At 69.2% G+C, this 14,414-nt stretch carries 7 protein-coding genes; 6 read left to right on the top strand and 1 reads right to left on the bottom strand.

Annotated features, from left to right (window positions below):
• Positions 1-71: 71 nt before the first annotated feature.
• Entirely contained in the window at positions 72-4,433 is a 4,362-nt protein-coding gene (locus tag ACFY30_RS14555) for a trypsin-like peptidase domain-containing protein (protein WP_390845539.1), read from the top strand.
• Positions 4,434-5,492: 1,059 nt separating this feature from the next.
• On the opposite strand, the gene ACFY30_RS14550 is transcribed toward ACFY30_RS14555, so the two are convergent.
• Positions 5,493-8,042, bottom strand: a complete 2,550-nt coding sequence (locus ACFY30_RS14550; RefSeq protein ID WP_390845538.1) for a GH32 C-terminal domain-containing protein — start codon at positions 8,040-8,042, stop codon at positions 5,493-5,495.
• Positions 8,043-8,386: 344 nt separating this feature from the next.
• On the opposite strand from ACFY30_RS14550, the gene ACFY30_RS14545 reads away from it, so the two are divergent.
• The 5 genes from ACFY30_RS14545 to ACFY30_RS14525 all read left to right on the top strand — a co-directional run bounded on the left by ACFY30_RS14545 (position 8,387) and on the right by ACFY30_RS14525 (position 14,288).
• Positions 8,387-9,388, top strand: a complete 1,002-nt coding sequence (locus tag ACFY30_RS14545; protein ID WP_390845537.1) for a LacI family DNA-binding transcriptional regulator — start codon at positions 8,387-8,389, stop codon at positions 9,386-9,388.
• 187 nt (positions 9,389-9,575) lie between these two features.
• Positions 9,576-10,583 carry a LacI family DNA-binding transcriptional regulator gene (locus tag ACFY30_RS14540; protein WP_390845536.1) on the top strand — a complete coding sequence of 336 codons (1,008 nt, stop codon included), beginning with the start codon at positions 9,576-9,578 and terminating at the stop codon, positions 10,581-10,583.
• A gap of 495 nt (positions 10,584-11,078) precedes the next feature.
• Positions 11,079-12,377 carry an extracellular solute-binding protein gene (locus ACFY30_RS14535; RefSeq protein WP_390845535.1) on the top strand — a complete coding sequence of 433 codons (1,299 nt, stop codon included), beginning with the start codon at positions 11,079-11,081 and terminating at the stop codon, positions 12,375-12,377.
• A gap of 33 nt (positions 12,378-12,410) precedes the next feature.
• On the top strand, positions 12,411-13,397 hold the full coding sequence (locus ACFY30_RS14530) for a carbohydrate ABC transporter permease (protein WP_390845534.1): 987 nt from the start codon (positions 12,411-12,413) through the stop codon (positions 13,395-13,397).
• A 6-nt stretch (positions 13,398-13,403) separates the two neighbouring features.
• Positions 13,404-14,288 (top strand): carbohydrate ABC transporter permease, encoded by an 885-nt coding sequence (locus ACFY30_RS14525; protein WP_390845533.1) that lies wholly within the window; start codon positions 13,404-13,406, stop codon positions 14,286-14,288.
• Positions 14,289-14,414 lie beyond the last annotated feature (126 nt).

Raw genomic sequence — 14,414 nt, 5'->3', positions numbered from 1 at the left:
CCGCGGTGGTCACAGCAGGGGAACCGGCGGGAGCCGGGCCCGAGTGGCCGCCCCCTCGCGTGCAGAGGGCGGTGGCCCAGGTTCTCTCCGCCACCGGTCGGGTGGTGGGCGCGGGTTTCCTCTGCGGGCGGGCCGGTGACGAAGTCGTACTCACCTGTGCCCACGTGATCGAGAAAGGTGAGCACGGCCCAGGCTCGCGAGTGTTGCTGGTCTTTCCTCAGGCTGCCGGGGCGCCGCGGGTCGAGGGCACCGTGCTGGCCGACGCGTGGACCGACAAGGACCGCGAAGACGTCGCCGTCATCCGTCTCACGGGCCCTGTCCCTGGCATTCCCCCATTGGCTCTCGGCGCCGCGGAGCACCGGGCCGGCCATCGGCTCAGCACCATCGGGTTTCCCCATCATGCTGATCCGCGGGGCCGGTCCGGAACCGCTGTTGCGGACGGAGTGCTTCAGGACTCGGGGGATCTTCCGGTTCTGCAGTTGCGTGAGGCCAACTCCTTGACGGTCGGCTTCAGTGGTGCGCCGCTCGTTGACGAAGCGACCGGCCTGGTGCTCGGCATGGTCCGGGCCATCACCCCGCCCGACGTGTACCAGCGTGGTCACGATCACGGTATGGCCATCCCCACGGAGACACTGCGCCGAGTGTGGCCGGACCTGCAGGTCGGCAGCGATGTCCAGCCGTACCGTGACCTCCGGCCGTTCGAGGAGGGTGATGCACGATGGTTCCGGGGCCGTGCCGAGGCGGTCGACGAGGTGCTGAACAAGCTGAACGCGTCCGGAAAAAGGGGCATGCTGGTCGTGGGCCCGTCCGGGTCTGGGAAGTCCTCGCTGATCCGTGCAGGGGTGCTGCCCAGGCTCAAGTCCTCTGATTTCCCACGGCCTTCGGTTGTATTCGTGCCGCGTCCTGGACGTGACCTCCGGGACACCCTGGACCGGGAGGACCGGCTCCCCGGGGCAGCCGTTCACGGGATCGCGGCGGCTGTCGAGCAGCGCATGGCCGCCGAACCGGACTGCGATCGACTCATTCTGTTAATCGACCAGTTCGAAGAGCTGCTGGCGCACCGGCAGCACGACGGAGCGGTCGACGGATCACATGCCGCTCTGCGTGAACTCACCGAGCTGATCACGTCCTTCGCCCCGGTCAAAGTCGTCATGATCATGCGCAGCGACTTCCTTCCCCGCATGATGGACATCGCACGTGTCCTGCTGGACGCTGTCGGCCGCGAGCTGCATCTACCCTCCGAGTTGAGCCGAGACGACCTGAAGGCGATCATCACCGAACCCGCCGCTGCTGCGGGAGCGACATGGGACGAACGACTGCCGGACCGGATCACGAGCGACGTCCTGGCCGCAACCCCCGGAGGTGCCGAGACGGGCAGGGCTCCCGCCCAGCTGCTTCCCCTGCTGGAGATCACACTCCTGCACCTGTGGGAGAACCGCGAGGACGGACGACTGGTCGACAGGGCCTACCAAGGTGTAACCGGCAGCCTTCGCTCCTGGGCCTTGCGCGCCATGCATCAGCTGCCCGCCGAACAGCAGGTCGCGGCCCAAAGGATGCTCACCGCCCTCGTGCGCCGGGACGAGGCCGGTCGCATGCCGGACATTCGTGACAGGGTTCCCCTGTCCGAGCTGCGCGCACTGACCGCCCATCCTGCCGCCGACGACATCCTCGCCGCACTGGTGGGCCAACGGCTCATCGTCACCACAGGGCCGGACCCCGGCAGACCCGACAGCGCGCCGAGGGAACCGTACGCCGAACTCATCCACGACCGACTCGTCACCGACTGGGGCGACTTGCAGGATTGGGTCGCACGCGATGAGCAATACCACTTCTGGCGTCGCCGTATCAAGGAGCGGCGAGACCGGTGGAACCAGAAGGGGCGCAGACCACGGCGCTCCTTTCTGGACGGACCCGACCTGGAGTTCGGCCTCCAGTGGCTTCGCGAGGGCATCCTGGAACCCCCCGTGGACCGGTTCGTGAAGGAAAGCCGCCGGCATCGACTGCGCCGGCTGACCGGAGCCATCACGGCCCTGTCGATCCTGCTCGTGCTGTCCTGCGGGGCGATGGTCGTGGCCCTGGTTCAACTGGACCAGAAGCAGCAAGCGTTGGAGCAGACCCAGGCGGCCGAGCGCAAGGCCGTCGCGAAACAACTCGTCGCGGAGTCCGAGCAGCTGCGCCGGACCAACCCCTGGCTGGCCCTGCAACTGGGCATCGCGGCCTACCGTACAGACCGAGATTCCCAGGTTAGGGCCAGCCTTACGCAGACCGTGGCGACCACGCGGCTCTTCGGCAGTACGACGGGGAGGCCGCTGACCGTCACTCGCGACGGCGGACTCGTTCTGGCTCGCACCGTTGGAACGAAGACCAGGATCGCCACATGGGATACGGCGAGCACGGGGCTTTCGCCGAACATGCGAACGGAGACAACGCCCTTACCGACTGTGCTGGCTGCCCGCCCGGACGGCCGACTTCTAGTGACGACATCGGGCGGCGCGCGTCGGCAGGTCCGGCTGTGGGCCATGGGCAGCGGAGAACGTCCCGTTCCCGCCGGCCCGGCAGCGTTCGGTGCGGACGTCGCCACGGCCCGGTTCAGCCCTGACGGACGACGGCTGGCGGTCGGGCACCGCGAGGGAACGATCACGGTCTGGGACGTGTCCGACCCGAGGCGACCGACGGCGATCGGCGCCCCCTTCGAGGTAGTTCAGAAGGACTTCTACTCCCGTGACGTCGACGTGCAGCCGTTCTCACCCGACGGCCGCCTGATCGCGTCCGCGACGCACGGAGCTGTCACGCTGTGGGAGGCCGGCGCGCGGCATCGCCGAGCGGCTGTGCTGCGGTTGCCGTCCCTCCCGAAGCGCACGGACCGGCTGAGCCCCCACCAGGTCCACGCCGTCGCGTTCAGCCCGGACGGACACGTGGTCGCGGCGGCCACGACCGGCCATGTGGTGCTGTGGAACATCGCCGACCTGCGTCATCCCGTCCACTTGGGCGTGCCTGTCCTAGGTGGGCACAACGTGACGTTCAGTCCTGACGGCAAGAGCGTTGCCACCAGCGAAGAGAAAGGCGCCACCGTTGTATGGGACATGACCACCCCTGACCGGCCCCGCCGTACCGACACCTTCCCGGCACCTCAGTCCGGGGGCGCGAACGCCGTCCGTTTCACCCCGGACGGCACTCGGCTCGTGGTCGGCTACCACCCCGCTGGCTCGATCGCCGCCTGCGGGGCGATCGAGATGGAGCGCGACTGCCGTCAGGGCCTGTTCGACAGTGAGTACACAGTGGTATGGAACCTGCGTAGCCCTGTCTGGCCACGGACGGTGGGCAAGACCCTGCCGGTCACCGCACCCGCGCTCGCCGTGAGCCCCGACGGGCGGGTGGTCGTCACACCCGGTACCGACGGTCGCCTGGTCTTCCGGGACCTCTCCTCACGTGTGCGTCTTGGTGAGGTGCGCCCGGGTGTCCGCGATCAAGTGATCACGGCACTGGCGTATCGGCGCGACGGGAAAGCCCTGGCCGTTGCCGGGAGTTCCGGATACGTGGAGCTGTGGGACATCACCGACATGGCCCGGCCGGTGCGACGCGCGACCGAGTACCTCTTCACGGGGCCCATCACTTTGCTGCGGTACAGCGGGGACGGGGAGATCCTGGAGGCAGCCGACGGCACATACCTGGTCCGCTGGGACACCACGTCGGAGACTCTGAACCCGTACGGCGCCTACCACCGGACACCGCCCGGCAGGGTTGCCTTCAGTCCCCAGACGAACACCATGGCCCGCGTGAAACCGCGTGACCCGATGTACCCGACCGCGGGAGACGGGGTGAGTGACCAGGTGGAACTGTGGCCGGTGCTGAAGGACGGCATCGAAGGATACGGCGTGGCGGCGGTCGGCCCGCAGCCTGGTAGCGCAGCCGTGAACCTCCACGGTCCTGGAAGCATGGGCTCGGCGGTCGAGTTCACTCCTGAAGGAGATGAGTTGGCCGTGGGCGGTGGGGACGGCAGCCTGACCCTGTGGCACCTCGACGGCAGTTCAAGGTCTGAAGCACACAGGCGAGCCCTGCCCAAGGCCGGACACCACGCCCCGGTCTCCGCCATCGCCTTCTCACCCGACGGATCCACAGTGGTCACCGGAGCGGCCGACGGCACCCTCTTGATCTGGACACTCGGAGCGGACAGCGATGGCCCCTTCAACCTCAACGGCGTTCCACGCGCCGCCCACGACAGCCCCATCCTCGCCACGGCCTTCACTCCGGACGGCAGCACTTTGCTGACCGTCGGCTCCGACGGTGCCTTGAAGCGATGGGACCTCGCCGCCCTCACCACATTGCATCGCGCTCCGGATCGCTACGCCTGCGACATAGCTGGAGCGGCGCTCAGCAAGGAAGTGTGGCGGTCGTCAATTCCGTCGTTGCCGTACACACGCACATGCCCGTGAGATGGAGAGGGGACTGCTGCAAGGTCGAGTGGCACTGTCATCCGATCCTGCAGCAGTCCCGGATGTCCGTCATGGACCGAGATCATTGAGCTGTGCGGATGTAGTGATCGCTCGGCTGGTCAGGTGGCCAAGGTCTTCGATCTCACCCAGACTCCGACTCCGGTGCGGCTGTGGGGCAGACGGGCCGAGGCCGACGGGGGGTGAGCGTGACGGGCTGACCAGCAGCGAGCGCGAGGAGCCGACCACGCAGCGGGAGGCGATGCCGATGACGATGGCCGGATAAGAGCCCGCTTCTCGTCAACGGGGACGTGGTGGCACAGAGGCTTCGCCCCGACGTGCAGGGACGAAGCTCTTGCGCGTTGGAAGGGCAATCCGCTGCGGGCGAGTTCGAGGCGCACTCCCGAGCTGGGGCGATCGTCTCGGAAGCTGGTTGGGCTTGTCCTTCCAGGACGCGTTCTGGACGCAGGTTGGACACAAGGATCGGAAAAGACTGACAAGGGTCGAGAAGGAGTGCGGCGCCAGACCTCGTCTGACCTGGGAAAACGGCCAGGACGGGCATTGATCGACAAGGGTCGCCAAGATCCTCAAAGGACTCATAATCCGTCGGCCGTGGGTTCGAGTCCCACCCGCCCCACTGTGCAGGTCTGTGACCTGCGGAAACGTCTCATCTGGCGTGCGGATTCAGGGCTTCGGGCGTCGCGGAGCCGGTGCGGTGTGCGCCGGGTCGGCCGCTGTCGGGGCGCTCGCAACGTCTGGCTTGCTGGTCTGCTGCCGCGGTCCGCCAGACCGGGGAAACGGCCCGAGTCGTCACCGCTCCAGCCTCTGATTACCGCCGGTCACCGCCACCCTGCTCGGCGCCGAGGCCGGCCGCTGCCCGCACGACAGGGCACCGCACGAGTTCATCGGGGAGCTGACGACTGTGAGTTCCGCCGCGGACCGGGGAGGACGCGGCCCTGCGGGACGGTGGCCGGCGCGCGAGGAGTCCGCTCGGCGCCCACCTCGCCGAGGAGCCGCACGCCGTAGCCGCTCCGGCCGTCCGGCGCACGGACCTCGGGCTCGTCACCGCCAGATGGACTTCAGCTGCCAGGCCTGCAGGTGGTCGAGGGTGGCGGTGCCGCCTTCCGCGAAGGCGTCGATGCCGGTGCTGGAGGGGTCGGGGAAGACCTGGTCGGTGAGGACCACCTGTTCGCCGCGCGTGTTCCGGGCGTAGACCTCGACGGAGGAGGCGTCGACGAGCACGTGCAGGCTCAGTTGGCCGCCGTGCAGACCGAGGGGAGCGCGCTGGACGCCGGAGAAGGCGGGGTCGAAATCGGTGGCGCCGGAGTCGGTGCGATCGATGTAGACCTCGCCGGTGGCGGTGTCGTAGCCGATGCGGGTGCGCTGTCCGCCGCCGGTACGGACGTCCAGGCCGAAGCGGTCGGCGGTGCCGGCGGTGAGGTCGGCCTGGAGTTCCTGGCTGCCGCCGTGCACCGCGAGGGGGGTGGTGGTGTTCGTGACGCGCGTGCTGGGCACCTTGGTGCCGGCGCCGCGCAGGGCGGTCAGTTCGCGGACCGGCTGCTGGATCAGCTGGACCTCGCCGTTCACGGTCCGCAGGGAGAGCTGACGGGGGAAGGAGTCGGCGCTGCGCCACGGGCTGGTGGGGATGGCCTGCCCGTAGTTCCAGTTGTTCATCCAGGCGATCATGACGCGGCGGCCGCCGGGTGCGTCGGTCCATGTGCCGGCGGCGTAGAAGTCCGCGCCGTAGTCGAGCCAGTGGGCGCGCTGGGTGGTGGTCAGGGCGGGCTGGTCGGCGGCGGTGAACCGGTCGGCGAGGACGTGTCCCCAGCCGCCGGAGTTGGCGTCCACGATCTGGATCTGCGCCTGCTTGCCCTTGTAGGCCATGGTGTTGAAGGAGGCCCAGTCGAGGTTCTCGGAGTCGGCGCCGGTGGCACTCTGGACGACCTTGCCGTCGACGAGCAGGTTGACGCCGGTCTCGACGGAGGGGGGCTTGGCCTGGGTGTCGGAGAGGACGACCTGGTCGAGGTTGAGGTGACCCCAGCCGCCCGTGTTGTCGTCCACGACCTTGATCTGGGCCTGCTTGCCCTGCAGGTCGGACAGGTCCCAGGAAGACCAGTTCAGGGCTTCGCCGTTGGATCCGGTGGCGGAGCGCACCACCTTGCCGTCCACGACGAGCTCCACGGCGGTGGGGGCGTCGGAGCCCGCCGGGTGATAGCCGCCGCCGATGAGGAAGTCCAGGTACTTCTTGTCGATGGTGAAGGCCGGTGAGGTGAGGGTGCCGGTGGAGGCGTCGCCGTTCAGGAAGCTGTTGACCAGGCCGTTGCCGAGGTAGCCGGACACCTGGCCCTGGTTGGGGAGGGTGCCCCGGGCCGGTCCGGTGCCGAAGGCGTCGCCGGTGGTGGTCCAGTCGCCGATGGGGCTGGTGTAGGTGCTGCCCTCGAAGTCGGCGAGGGTTTCGCCGGTGGGTGTCGGCTGGTCGCCCATGACGGTGCCGGGCTGGTACGGGTGGTTGCCGCCGCCGACCTTGAAGTTGATGTAGTCGCTGGTCACCGTGAACTCGGACGAGGTGAGGGTGCCGGTGGAGGCGTCGCCGCCGTGGAAGCTGTTGGCGAAGGCCTTGCCCTCGAAGCCGGTGACCTGTGACTGCCAGTCCACCGCCCCGGTCGCCGGCGCGCTGCCGAACGCGGTTCCGGTGGCCGTCCAGTCGCCGAAGGAGCCGGACTCGAAGTCCTGCATGACGGTACCGCTCGGCGGGGTGTAGGTGCCGTCGTCGTCGGAGGTGAACTTCTTGCCGTTGAAGTCGCCGACGAAGTACTGGGCGCCGGAGCCGCCCGCGATGCCGCCGGGGTTGAGGTTGACGGCCAGTACCCACTTGGTCTTCTTCGGGTCGCCGTCGACGGGGAGCGGGAACAGGTCCGGGCACTCCCACACCCCGCCGGTGGCGCCGGCCGGGCCGAAGTCGCTCTGGTGGGTCCAGTGCTTGAGGTCGGCGGAGCTGTAGAAGGCGATCTTGTGCTGGTCGGCGAGGGAGACCGCCATCAGCCAGCGCCCGGTGGGGGCGTACCAGAAGACCTTGGGGTCGCGGAAGTTGTTCGAGCCGATGTCGAGCACCGGGTTGTCGTAGTACTTGGTCCAGGTGGTGCCGCCGTCGGTGCTGTAGGCAAGGGCCTGCTGCTGCTTGCCGGAGGCCTTCTGCGCGCTGGTGTAGACGGCGACGAGCGGAGGGTTCTTCCTGGTCCCGAAGCCGGTGCTGTTGTTCCTGTCCAGCACCACGCTGCCCGAGAAGATCATCTCCTGGTCGTCCTGGGGGATGGCCACCGGGAGCTGCTTCCAGTGCACGAGGTCGGTGCTGACGGCGTGACCCCAGGACATGTTGCCCCAGCTGTTGCCGGACGGGTTGTACTGGAAGAACAGGTGGTACCGGCCCTTGTAGTAGATGAGGCCGTTGGGGTCGTTCATCCAGTTCCGGTCCGGGGTGAAGTGGAACTGGGGGCGGTACCGCTCGTGGTAGAGCGTGTCGGCCGTGGCGGGAGAGGCGGCGACCAGGCCGAGCCCGGACAGGACGGCCAGCGCGGCCAGGAGTCTGCGGCGCGGACGAATGGTGCTGGACATGGCGGCTCCTTGCAGGCGGGCGGGCTTCGGCTCAGCCGTAGGGGGACTGACGCGTGACGAGTGGCGCTTGACGCGTGTCGGGCGCGGGTACGGGCGGCGGCTTCGCTGTGGCCTGGTCCAAGGCCACGGGCGAGCCCTGCTGTGGGGGCAGCGCGGCACCGGCAGCTCCAGCCAGCGGCTGGAAACGTTTCGCCGAACGTACGGGCACCCTGTCGCCGAAGTCCAGACCCTGTGCAGAAAAACCCCCGAATGCGAGGATCGAGTGGGCTGCACCGATGCCCATCGATCCGCGGGAGAAAACGTTGCCGAGCCAGCAGAACGACACAGGTCGGCGACCGGCGACCATGCGCGACGTCGCGACCATGGCCGGGGTCGGCATCGCCACCGTCTCGCGGGTCGTCAACGGCAAGCCCGTCACCCCTGACCTGGCGGAACGGGTGACCCGCGCCGCCGAACTGCTCGGCTACCGCCACGATCTGACGGCCAGCAGCCTGCGCCGGGCCGACCGCCGCACCCGCACCCTCGGCCTCGTCCTGGAGGACGCGGCCAATCCCTTCTCCGCCGCGCTGCACCGTGCGGTGGAGGACGCCGCCGCCGAGCACGGCATGCTGCTCCTCGCCGGGTCCACCGACGAGGACCCGGCCAGGGAACGCGGCCTGCTGAAGACCTTCACCGCCCGCCGGGTCGACGGCCTCGTCGTGGTACCCACCGGGCGGAACGACACCGACCTCGACGCGGCCCGCCGCACCGGCACACCCGTCGTCTGCATGGACCGTCCCAGCACGGCGTCGCAGGTGGACACCGTGACCGTGGACAACCGCGCGGGCGTGCGGGCGGCGGTGAGAAGGCTGCGTGAGGCAGGCCACCGGCGCATCGCCTTCCTCGGCGACCTCCGCTCGATCTGGACCGCCGAAGAGCGGTACGCCGGATTCGTGGAGGGGCTCGCCTCGGTGGGATGCGTCCTGCACCCGTCTCTCGTGAGGCGCGGCCTGCACGGCGCGGAAGCCGCCCGGGCCGCCACCCGTGAACTCCTGGCCCTCGGACACGCGCCCACCGCACTCGTCTCCGGCCAGAACCTCCTGACCGTCGGGGCCCGCATGACCCTGCAGGAGCTCGGGCTGCAGCGCCGCGTGGCGCTGGTCGGCTTCGACGACCTGCCCCTCGCCGACCTGCTCGAACCCGGCATCTCGGTGATCGCCCAGGATCACGCCGCGATCGGCCGGGAGGCCGCGGGCCTGCTGTTCGAGCGACTCGAGGGCGAGGACGGACCCGCCCGTCACCGCGTGCTGCCCACCCGCTACCTCGCCCGCGGCTCCGGCGAACTCCCCGCTCCCGGGGACGGCTGACGACTTCCCCGTGAACGAGTTGTTTCCGGTGTGTTGACGGCGCGAGCCTCCCGGTGCTTCACTGCCGGAACCGGTACCGAAACCGGTTCCGGAACCGATGCCGGTACCGGTTCCACCGGGTCTGTACGATCAGCCCTTCGGCGCGGGAGGACGTCTCCCGCCCCTGTGCGGAGGGAGAGGAGGTGGCATGGGAGTCACCATCGCCGACGTGGCCGCACGGGCCGGCGTCAGCAAGACGACGGTCTCGCGCGTGCTGAACGGCAAAGGCGAGATCAACGAGAACACCGTCCTGAAGGTCCGCGAGGCGATATCCGAGCTGGGCTATGTGCCGAGCGCCGGGGCAGTCGGGCTCGCACGCGGCACGACCCAGATGATCGGCATGCTGGTCCCGGACATGGCCTGGGCCTGGGCCGGGATCGTGCAGGCGGTCGTCGAGACGCTGGAGACCGAGGGCTTCGGGCTGCGCATGCTGACCTGGAACCGCGGTGAGGAGTCACTGCGCAGGCTCGGTCTGCAGGTCGCCGCCAAGTCGTTCGACGGCCTGCTGGTGATAGAGCCCGAGGGCGCCATGGGGTACATCACGGAACTGCACGAAGCGGGGCTGCCGGTCGTGCTGATCGACGATCGCTTCCAGCGGCCGGGATTCCCCTACGTGGCCACCACCAATCGGGAGGGGGGTGCGCAGGCCGCGCGGCACCTGCTGGACATCGGCCGCCGTCGTCCTCTGGTGGTCACCGGTCCCGAGGCGTTCGGCTGCACCCGGGAACGGCTGGAGGGCTTCGTCGACGTCTACGCGGAAGCCGGGATCGAGATCGGCGAACGCGGCATCGTTCGGGGCGACTTCGACTTCGACCGCTGCCGGAGTGTGGTTGCGCGCGCTCTCGCGGACGGCCTGGAGTTCGATTCGGTCTTCGCGCACAACGACCCTTCGGCGGCCGGCGTGCTCGTCGCCCTGCACGAGGCCGGTCTCTGGGTTCCGCAGGATGTCGCCGTGGTGGGCTTCGACGACGTCGAGATGGCGTCGTACACCTATCCGGCACTGACCACCGTCCGACAGCCGATGAGGGAGATGGGTGAGGCGGCGGCGCGTCTGCTGCTGGACCACGTGCGCGGATCGCCTGAGGCCGTCCCGTCGCGCATCATCCCCACCAGCCTCGTGGTCCGTGGCTCGACGTCGAAGCCGAGCTCGAACTGACGCCACGGCATCGCGACACGCGCGAGGTCAGTACCGCTTCGAACCGTACGTCTCCGCCGACCGGCCCGCCCCGCAGGCGGGGACGGACTCCAGCAAGCCACGGAACCGACCCGACCGGCCCTCGGACAGGGCGGCAGGTCGTCCGCCTCCACTGAGCTCCACCTGAAGCCGCTCAACGCGGCTGCGCGACCGGCCTGTTCACCGGCCGGTTTCACCACCGTCCACGCGGGACCGCGCTCACGCGTCACCGCCGAGGCGCCCTTTCCTCCGGCGCCTTCCGATCCGGAACACCCGACGGCGCGCCCGGCACACCCCGCCCGGCCGCCACTCACCCCGCGTCGGACGTCCCAGCCGCGACCTGCGGCCGACCGTCGATGCCGCCGTCACCGCGGACGGCCTCCACCTCGCGGGCCGCCCCGTCCGGGCCCCGCCTGTTTCCACCCTTCGCCGCCCCCCCCGCGCCCGTATCGCTTCCCACGGCAAGGAGCCGCACCCATGCGTACGACTACTCGTCACACCGTCAGAACCGTTCAGGTCCTGTGCGTCACCGTCACGGCAGCCCTGGTGGCCACCGGCTGCGGCCGGAGCGCCGACTCCGGCACCGGCAAGGACGCGCCCGCGAAGCTCAGCAGCGGCAAGGCCACCGGCAAGGTCGTCATGTGGTCCATGGGCGACACCGACAAGAACCTCGAGAGCCTGGCCAAGAAGTTCGAGCAGCAGAACCCCGACGTCGAGGTCCAGATCACGGCGGTGCCCTGGGACGGCGCCCACGACAAGCTGACGACCGCGATCGCCGGCGGCAACACACCGGACATGTCCCTGGTCGGAACCACCTGGATGGCCGAGATGGCCGCCATGAACGGCTTCCAGGCCACCCCGACGTCGATCAAGTCGTCGGACTTCTACCGTGGCCAGTGGGACACCACCAAGTACAAGGACACCTCCTACGGCGTGCCGTTCATCGCCGACACCACGGCGGTCTACTACCGGACCGACATCACCGCGAAGGCCGGCATCAAGGGCGCCCTGGCCGGCGACCGGGACGGATACCTGAAGGACCTCAAGGCCGTCCAGGCCACCGCCGGCAAGCAGAACCCCAAGCTGCGCCACGCCACCGGGCTGGTGATGGGCTTCAACTCCTGGCTCTTCCTGCTGCCGATGGTGTGGCAGGAGGGCGGTGACATCTACGACGCCGAGACCGGGAAGTTCACCTTCGACTCGCCCGAGGTCGCCAAGGCGCTGGAGTACTACGCGAGCGTCCCGAAGCAGGGCCTGGCGCCGACCGACAAGGCGGACAACCTCCAGGACTTCCGGGACGGGCTGACCGCCACGTACCAGGAGGCCGCGTGGGCCGGCGGCAGCCTCCACAAGGACTCCCCGGAGCTCGACGGCAAGTGGAAGACCATGCCGGTGCCGTACACCAAGAAGCCCGCCGGGTTCGCCGGCGGCAGCGACCTGGCGGTGTTCAAGGACGCCAAGAACTCCGACGCGGCATGGAAGTTCGCCAAGTTCCTCACGGAGCCCGAGAACCTCGCGGCCTATGCCAAGGCCAGCGGCAGCCTGCCCCCCGCCCCCGAGGCGTGGACGGTGGGGAAGCTGACCGAGGACGAGAACATGAAGGCGTTCGCCGAGCAGCTCGAGGTCAGCAAGGCGCCGCCCGCCATCACGACCTGGCAGCAGATCGCCGACGCCATCGACTCCGAACTGGAGAAGCTGACCCTCGGCAAGGCCACCGTCGCCGAGGTGCAGCAGGCGCTGCAGTCCAAGGCCACCAGCATCGGCACCGGCCGCTGAGCACCGACGCATGAGCAGCCCTCGGACGGACGGATGAGATCCATGTCCACGAAAACGCTCCCCAGCCGGGGCGACGCCCAGGAGCAGAGCACCGCACAGCCGGAGCGGAGTGCCGGCCGCCGGCGCTCCGCGCCCCGGGGCACGGCGCGCGGCCGGCAGGCCCGGGCCGCCTGGGTGCTCGCCGCCCCGTTCCTCGCACTCTTCGCGGCCTTCCTGCTGCTGCCGGTGGTGTGGTCGCTGATGATGGGCCTGACCGACACCAAGAGCGCCGACCTGCGCACCCCGCTGAACGTGTCGTTCGTCGGGCTCGACAACTACGTCCGGCTCTTCCAGGACGAGCAGTTCCGTCACGCGCTGCGCAACACCGCCGTCTTCGTCCTGGTCGGCCTGCCGCTGACGCTGGCCGCCGGGCTCGCCGCGGCGGTCGCCCTCGACCGTGGCATCCGCCGCTTCCGGGCCGTGTTCCGGGTCGGTTTCTATCTGCCGGTGATCACCAGCATCGTGGCCGTGGCCGTGGTCTGGAAGACGCTCCTGCACCCGCGCTCCGGACTGGTGAACGCCGTCCTGGGCTGGTTCGGGATCGACGGTCCGTCCTGGCTGACCGACACCCGGTTCGCCCTGCCCGTCATGATCGTGATGGCGGTGTGGCGCAATCTCGGCACCGTCATGATCATCATGCTGGCCGGACTGCAGTCCGTGCCCGAGTCCCTCATGGAGGCGGCCGAACTCGACGGCGCCGGAGCCTGGCAGCGCTTCTGGCGGGTCACCTTCCCGCTCCTGCGCCCCGCGCTGCTGCTCACCGCCGTCACCACCGGCATCGGCTACCTGCAGTTCTTCGACGAGCCGTTCGTGATGACCCAGGGCGGCCCGCTGGACTCCACCCTGTCGGCCACGTTGTACGCCTACGGCCAGTTCGGCAACGGCAACTACGACATGGCGTCGGCCGCCGGCTACGTCATCTTCGTCCTCATCGTCGCGCTGACCGTACTGCAGTTCCGGCTGCTGCGAGACAAGGACTGATTCCCCGTGACCACAGTCGCCTCCTCCGCCACGCCCTCGACCACGGACCGGGCTCTACGACGCCGCCACGTCCGCCGGACCTGGGGACACCCTTGGCTGTACGTACCGCTCGCCGGCACCCTGCTGCTGATGATCGCGCCGTTCCTGTGGATGCTCTCCGGGTCCTTCAAGCCCGAGGCCGACATCCGCAGGACGCCGCCCGTCCTGATCCCCACCAGGCCCACCACCGCCAACTACGGCGAACTGTTCGGCAAGCTCGACTTCACGAGCATGTTCGCCAACTCCGTGACGGTGGCCCTCGCCGTCACCGCGGGAAACCTCCTCTTCTGCTCGATGCTCGGCTACGCCCTGGCCAAGCTGGAGTTCCGCGGACAGCGCGCCGTCTTCCTGCTGGTCATGGGGACGCTCATGGTCCCCGCCCTGGTCACCTTCGTACCGCTGTACGTGCTGGTGGCCAACATGAAGCTGACGGGCTCCCTGCTCGGGCTGATCCTGCCGTTCCTGGCCACGCCGCTCGGCGTGTTCCTGATGCGGCAGTTCATCTCCACCCTGCCCGACGAGCTGATCGACGCCGCCCGCGTCGACGGCTGCCGCGAGCTGGCCATCTTCTGGCGGATCATCCTCCCGCTGACCAAGCCGGCCCTCGCCACCCTGGGGATCATCACCTTCCTCGGCTCCTGGAACAACTTCCTGTGGCCGCTGGTCGTGGCCCAGAACGAGAGCCAGTACACCCTCCCCGTGGGTCTCGCCCTGGCCAGCAGCGGACAGTCCTTCACCCACTTCGGGATCCTGCTCGCGGGCGCGGTGATCGTCCTGCTGCCGGTGATGATCGTCTTTCTCCTCTTCCAGCGCCAGTTCGTGGCGGGCATCGCCACCACCGGCCTGAAGTGACACACCGGCGTCGACCGGCGGCACCCGTTGACCGGCGGCACCCGTTGACCGGCGGCGACCGTCCACCCGGCCGCCATCGACGTCCCGACCCGTCCCGACCGATGACCTGTGACGACTGATGACCTG

It is taken from the genome of Streptomyces sp. NPDC000345, assembly GCF_042898825.1.
GTDB lineage: Bacteria > Actinomycetota > Actinomycetes > Streptomycetales > Streptomycetaceae > Streptomyces.
Note: the sequence above shows the minus strand (reverse complement) of the source record. Positions and strands in the feature narration are given on the sequence as shown.

Coding starts and splice junctions, on each gene's coding strand:
- ACFY30_RS14550 (WP_390845538.1), bottom strand. CDS start 8,042: ATGTCCAGCACCATTCGTCCGCGCCGCAGACTCCTGGCCGCGCTGGCC.
- ACFY30_RS14545 (WP_390845537.1), top strand. CDS start 8,387: ATGCGCGACGTCGCGACCATGGCCGGGGTCGGCATCGCCACCGTCTCG.
- ACFY30_RS14540 (WP_390845536.1), top strand. CDS start 9,576: ATGGGAGTCACCATCGCCGACGTGGCCGCACGGGCCGGCGTCAGCAAG.
- ACFY30_RS14535 (WP_390845535.1), top strand. CDS start 11,079: ATGCGTACGACTACTCGTCACACCGTCAGAACCGTTCAGGTCCTGTGC.
- ACFY30_RS14530 (WP_390845534.1), top strand. CDS start 12,411: ATGAGATCCATGTCCACGAAAACGCTCCCCAGCCGGGGCGACGCCCAG.